The 17,780-nt window shown below is 63.8% G+C and carries 18 protein-coding genes and 1 pseudogene; 9 read left to right on the plus strand and 10 right to left on the minus strand.

The features are described 5' to 3' along the window. Positions 1–38: 38 nt before the first annotated feature. Positions 39–2,015 carry a DNA primase gene (gene dnaG, locus AC0L3D_RS31365; RefSeq protein WP_473628500.1) on the minus strand — a complete coding sequence of 659 codons (1,977 nt, stop codon included), beginning with the start codon at positions 2,013–2,015 and terminating at the stop codon, positions 39–41. 155 nt (positions 2,016–2,170) lie between these two features. Further along, positions 2,171–2,500 (minus strand): RcnB family protein, encoded by a 330-nt coding sequence (locus tag AC0L3D_RS31370; protein ID WP_473614405.1) that lies wholly within the window; start codon positions 2,498–2,500, stop codon positions 2,171–2,173. 420 nt (positions 2,501–2,920) lie between these two features. Here AC0L3D_RS31370 and AC0L3D_RS31375 point away from each other — a divergent pair, with 420 nt between their 5' ends. The 3 genes from AC0L3D_RS31375 to AC0L3D_RS31385 all read left to right on the plus strand — a co-directional run bounded on the left by AC0L3D_RS31375 (position 2,921) and on the right by AC0L3D_RS31385 (position 6,315). After that, entirely contained in the window at positions 2,921–4,585 is a 1,665-nt protein-coding gene (locus AC0L3D_RS31375; RefSeq protein ID WP_287230915.1) for a Na/Pi cotransporter family protein, read from the plus strand. A gap of 209 nt (positions 4,586–4,794) precedes the next feature. After that, complete coding sequence (locus AC0L3D_RS31380) at positions 4,795–5,007, plus strand: DUF2061 domain-containing protein (RefSeq protein WP_023799755.1); 213 nt, start codon at positions 4,795–4,797, stop codon at positions 5,005–5,007. Positions 5,008–5,133: 126 nt separating this feature from the next. Then, on the plus strand, positions 5,134–6,315 hold the full coding sequence (locus AC0L3D_RS31385) for an MFS transporter (protein WP_287230913.1): 1,182 nt from the start codon (positions 5,134–5,136) through the stop codon (positions 6,313–6,315). Between the two features lie 10 nt (positions 6,316–6,325). On the opposite strand, the gene AC0L3D_RS31390 is transcribed toward AC0L3D_RS31385, so the two are convergent. Continuing rightward, entirely contained in the window at positions 6,326–6,883 is a 558-nt protein-coding gene (locus AC0L3D_RS31390; RefSeq protein WP_287230912.1) for a GNAT family N-acetyltransferase, read from the minus strand. Positions 6,884–6,992: 109 nt separating this feature from the next. Here AC0L3D_RS31390 and AC0L3D_RS31395 point away from each other — a divergent pair, with 109 nt between their 5' ends. Further along, positions 6,993–7,496, plus strand: a complete 504-nt coding sequence (locus tag AC0L3D_RS31395) for a DUF1801 domain-containing protein (protein WP_473628438.1) — start codon at positions 6,993–6,995, stop codon at positions 7,494–7,496. A 13-nt stretch (positions 7,497–7,509) separates the two neighbouring features. On the opposite strand, the gene AC0L3D_RS31400 is transcribed toward AC0L3D_RS31395, so the two are convergent. Further along, entirely contained in the window at positions 7,510–8,400 is an 891-nt protein-coding gene (locus tag AC0L3D_RS31400; protein ID WP_473532775.1) for an arginase family protein, read from the minus strand. A 173-nt stretch (positions 8,401–8,573) separates the two neighbouring features. Here AC0L3D_RS31400 and AC0L3D_RS31405 point away from each other — a divergent pair, with 173 nt between their 5' ends. Continuing rightward, a complete protein-coding gene (locus tag AC0L3D_RS31405; protein ID WP_031255178.1) occupies positions 8,574–9,038 on the plus strand; it encodes a DUF1801 domain-containing protein in 465 nt (154 codons plus the stop codon). Between the two features lie 81 nt (positions 9,039–9,119). On the opposite strand, the gene AC0L3D_RS31410 is transcribed toward AC0L3D_RS31405, so the two are convergent. Next, positions 9,120–9,569, minus strand: a complete 450-nt coding sequence (locus AC0L3D_RS31410; protein WP_031255180.1) for a GatB/YqeY domain-containing protein — start codon at positions 9,567–9,569, stop codon at positions 9,120–9,122. Between the two features lie 277 nt (positions 9,570–9,846). On the opposite strand from AC0L3D_RS31410, the gene carA reads away from it, so the two are divergent. Beyond that, positions 9,847–11,064 carry a glutamine-hydrolyzing carbamoyl-phosphate synthase small subunit gene (gene carA, locus AC0L3D_RS31415; protein WP_128171088.1) on the plus strand — a complete coding sequence of 406 codons (1,218 nt, stop codon included), beginning with the start codon at positions 9,847–9,849 and terminating at the stop codon, positions 11,062–11,064. A 1-nt stretch (position 11,065) separates the two neighbouring features. Here the strand turns inward: carA and AC0L3D_RS31420 are convergent, their stop codons facing one another. From AC0L3D_RS31420 to AC0L3D_RS31435, 4 genes and pseudogenes are all read right to left on the minus strand, one after another. Next, positions 11,066–12,319 (minus strand): TCR/Tet family MFS transporter, encoded by a 1,254-nt coding sequence (locus AC0L3D_RS31420; protein ID WP_473628440.1) that lies wholly within the window; start codon positions 12,317–12,319, stop codon positions 11,066–11,068. Between the two features lie 179 nt (positions 12,320–12,498). After that, positions 12,499–13,431, minus strand: a complete 933-nt coding sequence (gene ypfJ, locus AC0L3D_RS31425; RefSeq protein WP_023799764.1) for a KPN_02809 family neutral zinc metallopeptidase — start codon at positions 13,429–13,431, stop codon at positions 12,499–12,501. 204 nt (positions 13,432–13,635) lie between these two features. After that, on the minus strand, positions 13,636–13,824 hold the full coding sequence (locus AC0L3D_RS31430) for a hypothetical protein (RefSeq protein ID WP_023799765.1): 189 nt from the start codon (positions 13,822–13,824) through the stop codon (positions 13,636–13,638). 81 nt (positions 13,825–13,905) lie between these two features. Continuing rightward, positions 13,906–14,042: pseudogene (locus tag AC0L3D_RS31435) on the minus strand (manganese-binding transcriptional regulator MntR); the annotation flags it as partial. Positions 14,043–14,135: 93 nt separating this feature from the next. Between AC0L3D_RS31435 and AC0L3D_RS31440 the strand changes: the two are divergent. Further along, complete coding sequence (locus AC0L3D_RS31440) at positions 14,136–14,969, plus strand: protein-L-isoaspartate O-methyltransferase family protein (protein WP_236387360.1); 834 nt, start codon at positions 14,136–14,138, stop codon at positions 14,967–14,969. 146 nt (positions 14,970–15,115) lie between these two features. Next, on the plus strand, positions 15,116–15,769 hold the full coding sequence (locus AC0L3D_RS31445; RefSeq protein ID WP_128247801.1) for a dihydrofolate reductase family protein: 654 nt from the start codon (positions 15,116–15,118) through the stop codon (positions 15,767–15,769). Between the two features lie 114 nt (positions 15,770–15,883). Here AC0L3D_RS31445 and AC0L3D_RS31450 read toward each other — a convergent pair whose 3' ends face one another. After that, on the minus strand, positions 15,884–17,062 hold the full coding sequence (locus tag AC0L3D_RS31450; RefSeq protein ID WP_473646960.1) for an MFS transporter: 1,179 nt from the start codon (positions 17,060–17,062) through the stop codon (positions 15,884–15,886). A 192-nt stretch (positions 17,063–17,254) separates the two neighbouring features. Here AC0L3D_RS31450 and AC0L3D_RS31455 point away from each other — a divergent pair, with 192 nt between their 5' ends. Then, positions 17,255–17,611: an ArsR/SmtB family transcription factor gene (locus AC0L3D_RS31455; RefSeq protein ID WP_027151146.1), complete on the plus strand. Its 357-nt coding sequence runs from the start codon at positions 17,255–17,257 to the stop codon at positions 17,609–17,611. Positions 17,612–17,780: the final 169 nt, after the last annotated feature.

The raw sequence follows: 17,780 nt of genomic DNA on the forward strand, positions 1-17,780 counted from the left end.
GCACGGTTCTGCACTTTCACTCTTTCGTAAGCTTCGACCTACACCCGCCCGGCCCTGCCCGAAGACACGCCGAACCCTTCGATCAGCGCCTCCGTTGCCTGCACATCACGAAATTGCGCCTGGATCTCGACGAGATGCCGGTAATTTTCGTCCGTGGGATCGCTGGCGAGCGCCGCTTCTGCCTGTTTCAGCTCCTTATGTAATGTGCGCGCGCTGCGCTGCAAGTGGAGCGCCTGGCTGAAGGCGTCGCGGGCATCGTCAAGTCCGGCTGTTTCCAGCGCCGGCCATTGCCGCGCCCGTTTGATCAGCGCCACCACGCGCGCCCAGATCTCGCCGCAGCCGGCACGTTCGATCGTCGCGATCACCGCGTTGCGGTCGTTGGCCATGTTATGCGCCATCGCATCGAGGATCGCCGCGTGCAATCGCTTCAGATCGGTGTTGGCGAGGTCGAGGAACTCGACATGCGCGAAATTCTCGTCGATCAGCGCCGGATGATTGACAAGAGCTGCGATGATCGTCGCCTCGCGCACCGACATCCCCTCGCTGCCGCGCTTGACCAGCGCCGAGCGGCCAAGGCTTTCGGTGATCGCGGTGCGTCCACCGGCATTGCCGCCGCGTGCGAACTGCCCGCCAGCAGCTGAGCCCTTGCCCTGAAAGCGCCCGCCGGACCGCCCGTCTTGGCGCCCCCCTTGATAGGTTTGGCGCGCGCCGCGCTGGGCGCCGAAAAAGCTTAGCACTCGCTCGCGCATTTCCTGTTGGTAGTGATAGCGCAAGCTCTCGTCGCGGATGCGGCTGGTCAGTTCGCGCAGCGTTTTTTCCAGTTCCGCCCGTCGTTCCGGCGTGTCGAAGATGCCGCCGGCCGTTTCGCGCATCCACAAAAGGTCGGCGAGCGGCCGCGCCTCGGAAAGCACGGCGCCAAACGCGTCCGGCCCTTCGGCCTTGACCAGATCGTCGGGGTCCTTGCCTTCGGGCAGAAGCGCAAAACGCACCGAGCGGCCTGCCTGGACCGCCGGCAGCGCCATGTCGGCGGCACGCCATGCCGCCTTCAGTCCGGCCTGGTCGCCATCGAAGCACAGCACCGGCTCGCCGGCCATCCGCCACAGCAGTTCAAGCTGGTTTTCGGTCAGCGCGGTGCCGAGCGGCGCCACGACATTTTCGAAACCGGCCTGCGCCAGCGCGATCACGTCCATATAGCCCTCGACGGCAATCACCGTGCCGCCCTTGGCCAGCGCCCCCTTTCCCAGCGCTTGGCGGGCTCGGGCGAAATTATAGAGCACGTTGCCCTTGTGGAAGAGCTCGGTGTCGGGCGAATTCATGTATTTAGCGAGCGCATCGGCTGCCAGCGCCCGCCCGCCAAAGGCGATTATCTTGCCTCTGGAGTCCGGGATCGGGAACATGATGCGGTCGCGGAACCAATCGTAGGAAACCGGAACGTCGTCGCCATGGCGCACCAGCCCGCATGCCTCGATATCGGCCTTGGGCACGCCCTTGGCGGCAAGATGCTCCTTCAGCTCATTGCGACTGTCGGGCGCATAGCCGAGCCGGAACGACTGCTGCGTCGCCGGCGTCAGCCCGCGGTCGCGCAGATAGGCGCGGGCTTTTGCGCCTTCCGGTCCCTGCAGCCGCTCCTGGAAGAAGGCGGTCGCCATTTCCATGACTTCGGTCAGGCTGGCGCGTTCCTTTTCGCGCCGTTCCTCCTGGGCATCGCGCAACGGCATCGGCACCCCGGCCATGTCGGCGATCTTCTCGACCGCTTCGGGAAAGCTCATTCCGTCGAGTTCGGTGAGGAATTTGAAGTGGTCGCCCGAAACCGAGCAGCCGAAGCAATGATAGCGTCCCTTCTTGTCCTCGCAGTGAAAGGACGGGCTCTTCTCGCCATGGAAGGGACAGCACGCCCAATAATCGCCGCGCGGCGCGTTGGTCTTCTTCCTGTCCCACGCCACGCGCTGGCCGATCACCGAGGAAATCGGCACGCGGTCGCGTATCTCGTCGAGGAAGGCAGGTGGAAAGCGCATCGGAAACGGCTCGTTTGCCTCCATATAATCACGCCGGCGAAACCCGACGACTCCTAATGCGAACCATACCCGGTTTTCACAGGGCAAAAAGAAGGCGGCCGTTGCAAGCCGCCTTCCTTCCTATCCGGCATTGTGCCGGTCGACGTTTTTGACGGTCAGTGCGCGGCAATCGCGCCGAAGATGATGCCGGAGACGACGCTGACCAAGAGATAGTCGTTGCCGACGCGGATCCATTCCTGGCCACGGCCCGGGCGACGCAGGCCATAGTGGCGATAGTCGCGGACCGGCTGGTGGCGCCTCCAACTCGAATATCTCTGGCCGTTGCGCCAATGGTTCCTCTTGACGACGACTTTCTTCTTCACCACGACGCGCGTCTTGACGTGCCTGTCCGGCTTCTTCCAGTCGACCTGGCTGTAGGTCGACTGCGGTGCATTCGGCGCGTTCAGCGGCGCTGCCTGGCCCTGCAGGGACGTCGCAGCCAGCATCGATACGGCGACTGCGGAAAGAATGATACGTTCATGACGGGGTACTCCTTGGTTGTCGATGCCCAAGCAATAGAGCCCGAAAAATGAACCGAAACTGAACACACGGATTACATTTTTGTAATGATTTCAGATATTTATAATAGTAATTCAACACTCAGCTCAAACCTGATCTGAAGCGGTCGTCGGCACTTGAGCGCGCGACCATCAAGAAGCCGGCCGGCGATGCAACCATTTTGCGATCCATCCATTTCCGACACGCCCTGTCGCGCAACAGCCGGCCGAATTGGGCAAAATTTATTATCCGGCTAAAAGTAATCGGAGTAGTATCGACCTTTGCAATGTCCTTGATTCGCCCCCTCTTTTGCGCCTTTGCCATCACGGCTCCCATATTGCTGGTGGCTGTCGGAATGCGAGCCTGACATGAGCGGTTCGGTCGTTTTGCTGCATCTTGCCGGCGCGGTGGCGCTGATGCTGTTTGCCACCCGCTTGGTGAAGACAGGTGTCGAGCGCGCCTATGGCGATGTGCTGCGCCACAAGCTGCGCGCCACCATGCGCAATCCTTTCATGGCGGTTCTGGCCGGCTGCGGCCTGGCGATCGCCCTGCAAAGCTCCACCGCCGTCACCTTGCTGGTCGGGTCCTTCGCCGGCGCCGGCATCGTCAGCGGTATATCGGGCCAGCTTGCCGTGCGCGGCGCCGAGATCGGCTCGGCGCTGGTGGTCAAGCTGCTCACCTTCGACCTGTCGCTGCTGGTGCCGGTCTGTCTTGTCGCCGGCACCGTCATGTTCATGGCCACCGAGCGGCGCGACTGGCGCCAGTTCGGCCGCATCCTGGTCGGCATCGGCCTGCTGGTGTTGTCGCTGGAAATGATCGGCCAGGCCTCGGAGCCGCTGCGCCAGAGCACCCTGATGCCGGTCGTCGTCGATTACTTCTCCGGCGATCCGGTCACCGCCTATCTGCTGGCGGCGCTGGTCACCTGGCTGTTCCATTCCTCGATCGCCGCGGTCCTTTTGATGGTGACGCTCGCCGGCCGCGGCTTCATCCCGCCCGAACTCGGCATCGTGCTGGTGCTCGGCGTCAATCTGGGTTCGTCGATCATCGCGCCGCTACTCACCCGCAATGCGGAGCCGGGCGTGCGTGTCGTACCGATCGGCAATCTCCTGATGCGCGGCATGGGCTCGCTGGCCATGCTGATCCTGTTCCTGTGGTTGAAACCGTCGGTCGCCTTTCTCGGCGCCACCGTGCCCGACCAGATCGTCAACGCCCATATCCTCTTCAACATCCTGATCCTGGTTGCCGGCCTGCCGCTGGCCGGCCTCGTCTACCGCGTTTCGGAAAAGATCGTGGCGCTCGGCACCAAACCGGCGCCGGCAGAAGCGCTCGACGTCGTCGAGTTGTCCGCGCTCAACGACAGCGCCCTCGATGTGCCGAGCCAGGCGCTGGCCAACGCCACCCGTGAGGTGGTGCGGGTCTGCGAGACGGTCGAGATCATGCTGAAGCGCATCATCGAGCTCTATGAAAGCGCCGACGCCGACAAGATCAAGGCGCTGGCCGCGCTCGACGACCGCGTCGACAAGAAACATGCGTCGATAAAGCTCTATCTGGCCAAGGTCACCAGGAACCCGCTGACCGAGGACGAGGCGCTGCGTTGCCAGGAGTTGATCGGCGCCTGCGTCAAGCTCGAACAGGTCGGCGACATCATCGTGCGCAACATGCTGGTGCATGTCAGGAAGAAGCTTGAGCGCGGGCTGGAGTTCACGCCCGAGGGTTGGCGCGAGCTTAGCGGCTTCCACGCTTCGGTGCTCGCCAACGCGCGGCTTGCCTTCAACGTGCTGGTCTCGCGCGATCCGGAGACCGCCCGCCAGCTGGTGCTGGAAAAGGATCGGCTGCGCGATCGCGAGAAGGAGACCAGCGCCAGCCATTTCGTGCGGCTGCGCGACGGCACCGCCAAGAGCGTCGAGACCAGTTCCATCCATCTCGACACCATCCGCGACCTGAAGCAGATCAATTCGCTGCTTGCCTCGATAGCCTACCCCGTGCTCGAGGAACGCGGCCTGCTCACCGGCTCGCGGCTGAAGGCCGGATAGATTGGGCCCAGCGCGGGAATTGCCTGGAGCCGGCGCGCGAAAATTAGTCTTTGCTAACCCTTCCGTCTGTCGGCTAGAGCATTTTTCAGCCAACCGTCTTCGCTTGGCGTCGGACAACACGCGTCAAGCAAAGACCTGGAGCGCGGTTTTGGTTCCACCAGAACGCAAGGCGCTCTAAGGATCGCTTAAAATCCGCCGGGAGAAAGTCTATGGATACCCATTCGCGCAGTTTCGCCAAGGCGCTTTCCTGGCGCGTCACCGGCACGGTCGACACGATAATCATTTCGCTCATCGTGACGGGCAGCATCAAGCTCGCTGCGGCCATCGGCGTGACCGAGGTCATCACCAAATCGCTGCTCTACTATTTTCACGAGCGGGCGTGGTTGAAAATCCCCTACGGAAGGAAGACGACGACCGTCTAGCCTTGTGCGGCCGGAGCTTGGCTGAACCGATGAAGAAAACCTAAAGCGGCGTCGAGAATTTCTGGATTGCCCGCCGCTCTCGTCCGTGATTTGAGCCATCTCGTTCAAGGATCGCCTTCCCGCGCCATGCTTCCCCTCATCGCCCTGTTCATCGCTGCGTTCGCATTCGGCACTACCGAGTTCGTCATCGCCGGCGTGCTGCCGCAGGTGGCGGACGGCCTTGGCGTCTCCATCCCAACCGCCGGCTATCTCGTCTCCGGCTACGCCGGCGGCATCGCGATCGGCGGACCGCTGTTGACGCTCGCCACCAAGACGCTTTCCCGCAAGGCGTTGCTGCTTGGCCTTGCCGCAGCCTTCACCATCGGCCAGGCCGCCTGCGCCCTTGCGCCCGACTTCGCCTCCATGTTGCTGTTGCGGATTGCAGTGGCCGTGGCGCACGGCGCCTACTTCGGCGTCGCGATGGTGGTTGCGGTCGGCCTGGTCCGCCAGGATCAGCGTGGAATGGCCGTGGCGCTCATTCTGTCGGGCCTCACGGTCTCCAATGTCATCGGCGTGCCGGCCGGCACGGCGATCGGCAATATTTGGGGGTGGCGCGCGACGTTCTGGGTGATGTGCGCGCTTGGTGTGGTTTCCATCGCCGCCATGGCCGCCCTCCTGCCGCGCCGGACGGGATCGTCGCGCCGGCCCGTCAGTTTCGGCAGCGAGGTCCGCGTGCTCGCACGCCAGCAGGTTTGGACGTCGCTAATCCTCATGCTGATGCTGATGATCGGCCAGTTCGGCCTGTTCACCTACATCACGCCGACGCTGCTTGAAGTCACCGGCCTCGGCGAGGGCCTGGTGCCCTGGGTGCTGCTGCTCAACGGTGTCGGCGCGACGATCGGCGTCTTTCTTGGCGGGCGGCTCGCCGACTGGAAACTGATGCCGTCGCTCATCACCATGCTTTTCATGCAGGCGGTGACACTTGCCGTCGTTTACACCGCCAGCCCGTACCCGGTGCCGATGGTCGTTGCGATCACTATCTGGGGTGGTCTCAGCTTTGCCATCGGCACCCCGATCCAGACCCGTATCCTGACCTGGACGGCGGACGCCTCCAATCTCGCCTCATCGCTTATCCCGGCCGGCTTCAATGTCGGCATCGCGCTGGCCGCCTCGCTCGGCGCCGCCATGCTCAATGCCGGTTATGGCTATCGCAGCCTGCCGGTGGTTGGCGCCATGGCCATGCTGGTCGCCGTGGCGGTCGCGCTCGCCTCACATATCTGGGAGTGGCGCCGAAACACGATGCCGCCGCTGCCGGCCGCTGCCGAATAGTCGGCAGGCGCTACAGGTCGATGCGATAGCGCAGGCTTTCGGCGCCGCCATAGGCAGCGTCCTCGAAGAATCGCCCGACGAGCCGTCCGCCATTGGCCAGGACCACCTTCTGCGAGGCGAGATTACCCGGCTTGGCGGTGATCTCGACGAAGGGCAGGCCGAGCGCCCTCGCCTCGCCGAGCATCAGCCTCACTGCCTCTGTCGCATGGCCGCGCCGCCGCTTCCATGGCACTACGGCATAGCCGATGTGGCCGAGCACATGTGGCGGCAGCTCGGCGGTGCCGCGCTGCCAGCGAAGGCCGATCGAGCCGGCGACTTCGCCGTCCCAGATCCAGCGCCGGAATCCCGGCAGGCGCGGCACGTTCGTCCCATCAAGCAAGGTGATCGGACCACCCTTGGCATCGGGGTCGTCGAGATCGGCGAGGAAGGCCGTTGGATTCTTTTCGATGGCCGCAAGCTGCTCGCGCGTCGCCTCCATTAGCCGCACATTGTCCGGCGACCAGCCGCGCTCAAGGGCGGCCTTGTACGACGGCAGATGTTCAAGCGCCGGTTTGACGAGTTCAACCATGACGTACGATCGCTCCGCTGCCGCCCTCGGATTCTGAAGTTGATCTTCAGGGGCGGCTTTCTAAAATCAAATGTCATCGATTGGGTCCACCTACTTTGGAGTGAACACAATGGCCGACCACAGGTCCGAGAAGTCGGCGAAGGCCGCCGCCGAGCGGGGCGCGGCAACCAAACCGCGCAAGGCGACGCCGAAGCCGCAGTCCGCGAAGGAAGCGAAGCCGGCACTCCTCGCAGGCGGCAACCCCCAGATCGCGAAGGCCGAAGGTGACGCCCCGGTGCAGGCCTACATCGCGGCCATGCCGGGCTGGAAAAGCGATGTCGGGCGCCGCCTCGACGCAATCATCGTGCGCACCGTCCCCGGCGTGCACAAGGCCGTCAAATGGAACTCGCCGTTTTACGGCATCGAAGGCCAGGGCTGGTTCCTGTCGTTTCATGTCTTCACCCGCTACGTCAAAGTGACCTTCTTCCGGGGCACGTCACTGCGTCCTGTTCCTCCCGGCGAGTCCAGGCACAAGGACGTGCGCTACCTCGACATTTATGAGGACCAGCTCGACGAAGCCCAGTTCGCCGCCTGGGTGAAGCAAGCCAGCCAATTGCCAGGCGGGCGACTGTGAGATGCATCACGAATTAGCCAAGGGCGTCTGCAAGCACCTCATTCAGGCGTGCAAACGCGGTGGGCTCGTCTGGCGCATGGGCCGGATTAACTTCTGTGACGGTCAGGCCGCGCCATTGCTGCAGGGCGGTCAACTGCTTTAGCACGAAGGCGGCTTGCTCCAGTTTGAGACCGTGGCAACGGCGCACATTCTCAGCAATCGGGAAATCGATAAAGGAGAGCACATCGGCATCGAAGTGAATAAGCACACAGTCAAAGCGCGCCGCCCATTCGGCCGCGCGCGCCGCCGCCGCCTCGATATCAATCAAAGCTTCCTCACGCGAAATGACCTTGATCGCGTGATCTCTGATCGCGGCGGCTTCAGGCGGAGTGATATTCTCGACGCCGAAATAGAGAAGTTGCTGAGGCACGAGCATCGGACGAGTTGGGCCGAGCCCCGCGAGCGAAGACTCGCATCCCGGGATGTTGAGCAGATGGGCGACACCAGTCCAGTCCAAGGCGCCGTCGCTCGTGTCAGGTGTGTTGAGATCGGCGTCAAAGTCCATGTAGACGAGTCCGATCCGCGCGCCGGCCGCGTTCGCCCCGGCGACCGTGCCCAACTCCACGGTACAATCGCCGCCCAAAACAAGCACGTCTTCCTGCGCCGAAATCGCCGTCGCCACGTGGCTTGCGACCAAGTCACAGGCCCCGCGCACGGCCTCCAGGTTCATGGCCTGCGGCCGCGAAGAGTCCGGTCGCCACCGGAACGATGCAACATCGCTATGATCCCTGATGGTTCTGCCTCGGCTCGCGAGCGCCTCTGCGAGCCCATGGCGCCGAAACACCGCGGGGGCTTGTTCCTGCCCTGGCGAATAGGCGCCGGCGCTGGTGGCAGCGCCGAAAATGTTCAACAAACGCGCCGCCAAATCGAAGCTCCATTTTTCGTATGATCCTGGTTGCAAAACGGGTCTGGAGCGACGAAGGTTCCTCTTCGACGTCGAGAGTTTGTTGCTCGCGCCGGAACGGCAAACGGCTCGCCGCATCGATGCGTACGCCAGACGCCGGACGTCGAACGTTCACAAAGCCACTGGGACCAATCATGACCAAAGCGACAACAGCCATGAAGAAGGGCGGCTCGACGGAGGGAGCAGGAGGAGACACCCCCTCTCAATTGATAGATGCGAGAATCAAAGAGCTGAGCGATTGGCGGGGCGAGATGCTCGCTCGGATCCGAACCCTCATCAAGCAGGTCGATCCCGAAGTGGTCGAGGAGTGGAAGTGGAGAGGGGTTCCGGTGTGGGAACACGCCGGAATTATCTGCACCGGTGAGACCTACAAGAATGTCGTGAAAATGACTTTCGCCAGGGGCGCCACGCTGGAGGACCCATCTGGCCTCTTCAACTCCAGCCTCGAAGGCAACACCAGGCGCGCCATCGACATCCATGAGGGCGACAAGATCGATGAAGAGGCGTTGAAGGCGCTCATTCGCGCCGCCGTGGCACTGAACCTGTCGGTGCGAGCTGCCGCCCGCCCCGCCCGCTCTCAGAAACCGAAGAGCGCCTGAGAATCAATCATATGCGGCCAGGGCTGGCGCCTCGCTGTCGCCTCCTCCAATGCCTTACGAGCTCGCTGCAGCGGCAAAATCCTACTGCAGCAGTCCCTTGACGATCCCGCTCGCCTTGGAGAAATCCATCTGGCCGGCGTATTTCTCCTTGAGCACGGCCATAACCTTGCCCATGTCCTTGACGCTGCTGGCGCCGGTCTCGGCGATGGCGGCGCGGATCGCCGTTTCGGTCTCTGCCTGGCCCAGTTGCGTCGGCAGGAAATCGCGGATGATGGCCATCTCGTCGCGCTCCTGCGCGGCAAGCTCCGGCCGCTTGCCGTCGTCGAAAGCCTTGGCCGACTCTTCGCGCTGCTTCACCATCTTGGCCAGTATCTGCAGGATCTCGTCGTCGCTGGCCGGCTCCTTGCCGGCGCCGCGATTGGCGATGTCGCGGTCGTGAATGGCCGCCTGGATCAGCCGCAATGTCGGCAGCCGGCGCTTGTCCTGCGCCTTCATCGCGCTCTTCAGGGATTCAGCGATTTTGCCGCGCATGATGCTTTCTCCTTCGAATGAGACGGACAATAGCCGTGCCGAAAGCCCAAGGCAAATTCGACGCCGCCCGGCAAACCGCTGATATTGTTCGACGAAATAAATCGCGCCTGCGGGCGTAGCATCATTGACCGCTCTGGCGCCTTCCCCTATGTACTGGGCCTTGCATGAACTGAGTTTTTGTTGCGCGCGCTGGCTGCGAAATCGCCGCTGCGCGCGGTTTGCTGCGCAGAATGGTTCGCCGGACCGATTGAAGGGCGCAGCCTTTAGGAGTGCCGCCATGGCAACGATGACCGCCGCGTCGACCCCCACTTGGGCCACCGAGAAGCCGACCGCCCTGCTGGTGCTGGCCGACGGCACCGTCATCGAGGGCCGCGGCCTTGGCGCCACCGGCTCCGCCGTCGCCGAAGTCTGCTTCAACACCGCGCTGACAGGCTATCAGGAAATCCTCACCGACCCGTCCTATGCCGGCCAGATCGTCACCTTCACCTTTCCGCATATCGGCAATATCGGCACCAATGACGAGGACATCGAGGATCTCAACCCGGTTGCCCGCGCCGGCGCAGTCGGCGCCGTGTTCAAGGCCGACGTCACCAATCCGTCCAGCTATCGCGCCGCTTCTGGTCTTGACCAATGGCTGAAGAAACGCGGCATAGTGGCGCTTTCGGGCATCGACACCCGCGCGCTGACCGCGCTGATCCGCGAAAAGGGCATGCCCAACGCCGTCATCGCGCACGCGCCCGACGGCATCTTCGACATCGAGGAGCTGAAGCGCCGCGCCGCTGCCTGGTCCGGCCTGATCGGGCTTGACCTGGCCAAGGACGTCACTTCCGGCCAGTCCTCGGTCTGGCGCGAGACGCCGTGGGTCTGGGACGAGGGCTTTGGCGAACAGACCGATCCGTCCATGCATGTCGTCGCCATCGACTACGGCGTAAAACGCAACATATTGCGCCTGCTTGCCGGCCTGGGCGCCAAGGTCACCGTGGTGCCGGCCAACACCGGCGCCGAGGATATCCTCGCCATGCGGCCCGACGGCATCTTTCTCTCCAACGGTCCCGGCGACCCGGAAGCCACTGGCGACTATGCCGTTCCGGTCATCCAGGACTTGCTGAAGACCGACATCCCGGTCTTCGGCATCTGCCTCGGCCACCAGATGCTGGCGCTGGCGCTTGGCGGCAGGACCGCCAAAATGCATCAAGGCCATCACGGCGCCAATCATCCGGTCAAGGATCACACCACCGGCAAGGTTGAGATCGTCTCGATGAACCACGGCTTTGCCGTCGATGCCGGCTCGTTGCCCACGGGCGTCGAAGAAACCCATGTCTCGCTGTTCGACGGCTCGAACTGCGGCATCACCCTGACTGGCAGGCCGGTGTTTTCGGTCCAGCATCATCCCGAAGCCTCGCCGGGCCCGCAGGACTCGCATTATCTGTTCCGCCGCTTCGTCAATCTCATCCGCGAAAAGCGCGGCGAGCCGGCGCTGGCGGAGCGCGCCTGATTCAGGTTCGCACCGTCGCCGTCGTGACGTCCCTCACCGCGCTCGGCTTCTCGACCCTGAGCACAAACGCGATCAGCGACAAAGCAAGAAAGATACCGCCGAGCACAAAGGGCGCGCCGCCGAACGTCACCGGCGCGCTCGGCCCGGTGAACCAGGCGAAGATTCCCGTATAAAGCAGCGGCGTTATGATGCTGGTGATCGAAAACACGCTCGTCATCGCACCTTGCAGTTCGCCTTGCGCGGAGGGCGGCACCTTGGCCGCCGCCAGGCTCCGCAGCGGCGGATCGGCCAGCGCCTCGAGGCAGGTCGCCACGATCACCGCATAGATCATCCAGCCCTTCCACGCCGCGGCATAGCCGAAGGCGGCGAGCGCGGTAAAAGCAAGGCCGATGGCGGCGGTCCGCCATTCGCCGAGCCGTGGGATGACGCGCGGCAGGACAAAACCCATCACCAACGCCCCGCCAAGGCCGAAGACGCCGAGTGAGAAGCCGATCTGCTGTTCGCTCCAGCCGTAGCGGTAACTGCCGACGAACGACCACACGGCAGGGTACATCATGTGACCGAGCGTCATCAGGAAGAACACCAGGCCGATCCAGCCGATCCCCTTGTAATTGCGCATCTGCTTCAGGGCGCCGAGAGGATTGGCGCGGCGCCATTCGAAGCGGCGCCGGTGATGCTGCTCCAGCGTTTCCGGCAGGAAGAACCAGCCGACGATGAAGTTGATCAGAGCAAGCACCGCCGCGCCCCAGAACGGCACGCGCGGCCCGAATTCGCCGAGCAACCCGCCCAGCACCGGGCCGATGACGAAACCGACGCCGAAGGCGATGCCAAGCAGGCCGAAATTCTTCGCCCTGTTCTCGTCGGTGCTGACATCGGCGATGAAGGCGGAGGCGGTCGAATAGCTGGCGCCGCTGATGCCGGCCAGCACCCGGCCGACGAACAGGACCCAATAGGACCAGGCCACCGCGCAGATCAGATTGTCGACGGCGAAGGTCAGCACCGAGGCCAGCAGGATCGGACGACGGCCGAAGCGGTCGCTGAGATTGCCGACCAGCGGCGCGAACAGGAACTGCATGGCCGCATAGACGAAGAACAGCCAGCCGCCTTCGATCGCCGCTTCGCTGACCCCGACGCCGGTCAGTTCCTGCAGATAGGCCGGCAGCACCGGCATGATGATGCCGATGCCGGTGATGTCGAGCAGCAGCGTGGTGAAAACAAGCGCAAGGCCCCGCCCGGCGGTTTTGGCTTCGATCATGACGGTATCGACTCCTGGAGCCGCCTCGCAGCGAAGGTGGAAAGCTCGTTATAGGCGAGCAAGCCCCACAGAACAATAAGGGAACAGGCCAGGAATTTTCATCCTGACATCAACTGTCGACATGAGCGCGGCTGCACCGCCGCCCCTTTCAACGCCATTTCAACGAGAGCCCAAACACCTCAGATCGGGGTGTTGAACGTATCGCAGTCCGACAGCTTGCCGCTCTTGTAGCCGCGTGCCAGCCAGGTTTGACGCTGCTGCGAGGTGCCATGGTTGAAGCTTTCCGGCACGACATAGCCCTGCATCTTCTTCTGCATCGTGTCGTCGCCGATCTGCTGGGCGGCGTTCAGCGCCTCGTCCATGTCGCCCTGTTCCAGAATGCCTTTCTGCCCGGTGAAATGCGCCCAGACGCCGGCGAAGCAATCCGCCTGGAGCTCGACCTGCACCGACATGTGGTTGGCCTCGGCCTCGCCCATCTGCTGCCGCATCTGGTTGAACTTGGGCAGGATGCCGGTGAGGTTCTGGACATGGTGGCCGACCTCATGCGCGATCACATAGGCTTGGGCAAAATCGCCCGAAGCGCCGAATTGCTGGTCGAGCTGCTGGAAGAAGGTGGTGTCGAGATAGACCTTGCGGTCGCCGGGGCAGTAGAACGGGCCGGCCGCGGACGAGGCGAAGCCGCAAGCCGAACGGATCTGCCCGCTGAACAGGACCAGCTTGGGGTCCTCGTAGGTCAGGCCCTCGGCCCGGAAAATGCCGGTCCAGGTGTCCTCGGTCTCGGCCAGGACAGTCGAAACGAACTGCTTCATCTCGTCGGAGGCGGGTGCCCCGGTGCCACCGCCCTGTTCTCCGCTGTTGTCGGTGATCTGACCGCCGCCACCCGGCACCAAGCCGCCACCGGCCAGGATCTGAAGCGGGTCGATGCCGATGGCCTTCAGCCCGAAATAGAGGACCACGAGAATGATGATGGTCGACAGCGACATTCCGCCGCCGGAGCGGCCGCCGATCGGGATGCGGAGACGGCCGGGGCCGCCGCGCGGCAGGTTGAGCCCGCCGCCCTGGCCGCGTTGGTCCTCGACATTGTCACTTTGACGACGACCTTTCCAGAGCATGGCAACTCCCCGCGATGCACGTATCGGTACCTTGCCGATCTCATGGCCCGATCCGACCCAACAAACAATTATCCCAATGGTTGCGCCAAGTCACAGTATTTTTCGCATGACGGGCCCGCCGGCTCTGGGGTCAGTCCGTGCACGACACCCGCGGCTGAGAGCCCTGCCGGCGCTTTTTTTGGTCTTGGACTTGGTCAGTCACGCTCAGATCTTCTGCTTGGTGCCCGCGCTCTTGCCGTCCGAGCTTTTCGAGCGCTCCTCGAAGCGGGCCCCGCCCTTCTTGAGCGGGCGTCCAGTATCCGCTTCGGTCTTGCGTTCGTCCTTCGCCGCAGCCTGCTTCAATCCCTTGGCCGCTTGCTTGCCCTTCGCTGTCGGTGCCTGTTCAACGCCCATCGTATCCTCCTCGGTCTCGCGCCAATTGCTGGCACGATCTCAAACGCCGCGGCAGCGCGGCGGTTCCGGCAGGACTGTCGGCCGCGTCCGCATCTTGGCCACCGTCGGCTGGGCGACGCCGAGCCGCGCCGCGATGTCGACCGGGCCTCGTTGCCGTTCTCGATCAGGTCGGCGACAAGCTGCATATAATCTTTGAGCAGCGCACGGCGCCGCGCTTCGCCGCGTCGGCTGGGGGTTTTCTCGACCATGCATTGAGTGATCTCGTGGGGCTGCGCGACAATTCGGTCAATCGCGCTATCTTCTCACGCGACATGACCAGAATTGCCGAAGCCAGAAAATTCTACGCGCGACTGATGGCTGCCAATGCAGGTTCGGCCGATCCGCGTCTCGAGGACGTGTTCGCCGCGGTGCCGCGCGAAGCTTTTCTCGGGCCCGGGCCGTGGACGGTCGTCGCCGGCAACGGCAAGGTAGAAACGCCGAGCGCCGATCCTGTTCACATCTATCAGAACGTGCTGGTGTCGCTCGACGCCGAAAAGGGCATCAACAATGGCGAGCCGTTCCTGCATGCAATGTGGATCGGCAAGGTGGCGCCAAAACCCGGCGAGGCCGTCACTCATGTCGGCGCCGGCACCGGCTATTACACAGCTCTGCTGGCAAAACTGGTTTCGCCGGGCGGCGCAGTCACCGCTTTCGAACTGGATTCCAGTCTCGCCGAACGTGCGATCAAGAATCTCGAAGCCTACGGCAATGTGACCGCCATCCATGGCGATGCGGTCGTCGGCGGCCTGCCACCGTCCGACATCATCTATGTCAATGCCGGCGTTGCGGCACCCCCAGCCGAATGGCTGAAGGCGCTGAAGCCCGGCGGCCGCATGGTCTTTCCGTGGCGTCCGGCCGAGCGCATTGGCCTCGCGGTGATGGTGACACGCACGGATAAGGGGTTTGCCTGCGATCCGTTCATGCGATCATGGTTTATCCCTTGCATCGGCGCCTCGGCGGCCTCGACAAAAATCGACCGCGACAAGGCGGCACGCAGCCGAAAGATCTGGCTGACGGCCGACAAGGCACCGGACCGCACCGCCACCGCCGTCATCGGCGACGTCTGGTTCTCGTCGCAAAGTGTTGGCGGCAGGCGGTCGCAATGACGTCGCCGCGTCGAGGCGTCCCGTGCTTGCCGCTCGACATGCGCCGGAGCCCAGAAATTTTCCGGCCCTGTCGGGCAGGCGTCCGCTCGCACGTCCTTTGGCCGAAATCCGGCGGCAACGGCTCGGGTGATTAAAGGGAGAATCCAATGAGGAAGATCACCACTGCGACATTCGTCAGCCTCGACGGCGTCATGCAGGCGCCCGGTGGGCCGCAAGAAGACCCGGTCGGCGGCTTCGAATTCGGTGGCTGGACGTTCCATTACTGGGACGACGTCGGGGGCGCCTTTATTGGTGAGACCTTCGCAAAACCCTTCGCGCTGCTCCTCGGCCGCAAGACCTACGACATCTTCGCCGCGCATTGGCCATACCAGAAAGACGATCCGATCGCCGACCGTTTCAACGCCGTCACCAAATATGTGGCCACCCACCGGCCCGACACGCTGTCGTGGCAAAACAGCCAGTCGCTTGGCGACGACGTCGTGGCTACCCTGCGCCAGTTCAAGCAGGAGGACGGGCCGGACCTGCTCATCCAGGGATCGAGCGAACTCGTCCAGACCTTGCTCGCCAACGACCTGATCGACGAGATCAGCCTGCTGACCTTCCCGCTGGTACTGGGCAAGGGCAAGCGGCTGTTTGGCAGCGGCGCAATCCCGGCGGCTTTCAAGCTGAACCGCTCACAGGCATCGACCACCGGCGTCATCATAGCGAGCTATGAACGCGCCGGTGAGATCAAGACTGGATCCTTCGCCCAGCAACAGCCATCCAATGCCGAGATCGAGAGGCGCCGGACCTGGAAGTAGTGTGGGGTTACAGGACCCTGGGTTCCTTGCTGCGCTAGATGTGAGTGGGGGAGAGGAATCCAAATTCTGCCCGGCAGCGCGATGAGGACAGCGCCACGCTTCCGCGATCTTCCTTTACTCCGCCGGCATGGCCACCGCCCGGGCGGCCCGGTGGCCGGCCAGCATGACGCCAAGACCCAGGATCGGGAACACCGCTGCGACCAGGCCGAGATCAGCCGGCGCGCCATAGCGCAGCACCGCGCCGCCGACGACGGCGCCCAGCGCCACGCCGAGATAGAGCGCCGAAGCGTTGAGCGACAGCACGATGGGCGCTGCGTCGGGCGCCAACCTGATGATGCGGCTGGCCTGCGCCGGCGGGAAGGCCCAGCCGACGATGCCCCACGGCACCATCATGGCCATCAGCGCCGGCCCGGCGATGCTGTGCGGCAGGAAGGCCGGAATGACCGAAAGCATCACCAGCATGACCGCACTCAGCGCCAGCGACCAGCTGACGGTGCGCGTCGCGCCGAAGCGGTCGGCGGCCTGCCCGCCGGCGATGTTGCCGATGACGGCGCCGACACCGAACGCAAGCAGCATGCCGGGCAGCGCGATCGGGCTCAAGCCGCCGCCTTCGATGGCTAGCGGCGCGACAAAGGCAAAGACCGTGAAAGCGCCGGTGAGCGCCAGCAGCGTGGTCAGCAGGATCGACGGCACGCCGGGGCGAAGCGTTGCGGCCAGCCGCTGCCTGAGCGGCAGCTTGGTGCCGACGATGCCGCGCGGCAGCCGGTACCACAGGATTGCGCCGGCCAGTGCGCCGAGCCCGGCGATGGCAAAGAACGTGCCGTGCCAGCCGGCAAACGTCGCGACAAGCGCGCCGAGCGGCGCGCCGACCGCCACCGCCACCGTAGTGCCGCCGACAACGACGGCAATGGCGCGGGCGCGGTGATGATCATCGACAAGCGCCACGGCCGTACCCTGCGCCGTCGCCGCAAACAGGCCGGACGACAGCGCCATGACGATGCGCGCGATCAGCAGCAGTTCGAAGGAGGAGCTCAGCGCCGCCGCCAGATTGCCCAGAACGAAAAACACCAGCGTCCACAAGATGACGCGTCGCCTGTCCCATTCGCCGGTCAGCGTCGCCAGGATCGGCGCGCCGAGCGCATAGGCGAGCGCGAAGGCGGTGATCAGCGTCCCGGCGAGCGGGACCGAGATGGCGGCATCGGCCGCGATGTCGGGCAACAGGCTTGAAATGACGAAGCCTTCGGTCGCGATCGTGAATGATCCGAGCGCAAGCCAGAAGAGGCGCTTGTCCATGAACTCTTCCTTAGTTCAAAAGTTATTGAACAATTGTACATAATGGCACATGTTGTCAATGAGCCGCCCGAGAATAGCCGAACCCTGCTGACAGCTCCATGTCAGGACTAAGGTAGCGGGAGGTGGAAACTGGGGGCATCCACCAGGAGGAGAGGCGTTGAAATCGGCCCTGATTGCGCTTAGTTCTCCGGCATGACGCTGCCCCACCCCACCGCCGACCAGATCAGCCTGCCGAACGTGCTTGCCGTGCTCGGCGATCCCACCCGGCTGGCCATCGTGCGCTATCTCGCCAGCAAGGAGGGCGTGCCGCTGAATTGCAGCCAGTTCCTCGATCTCGGCTCAAAGACCAATCTCAGTTACCACCTGGCCAAATTGCGCGAGGCCGGCGTCACCCGCACCGAGGTCGTCGGCACCAGCCGGCTGATCACGCTGCGCCGCGACGATCTCAATGCCCGCTTTCCCGGCCTGCTCGATAGCGTCATTGCCGCAGCCGTCGACGACCCAGCTCTGCCCGCGGTCGGCGCCTCCGAGATCGAAGTCCGCGCCTAACACCACTCCGGGACCGCCAGTTAAGGAGCGGATTTCTCGGAACCTGGGTTCCTCGCCCCACAAAGTGGGGAGAGGTGTGTCGGGGGAGCCGCGCCGGGGAGGGGGCGTGGCGCGGTCCAATCGGTGAAAAAAACGTGATTTTTTAGACGCCGGGCGGGGAAGCGCCCCA

The sequence above is a fragment of the Mesorhizobium sp. WSM4837 genome (assembly GCF_055811435.1).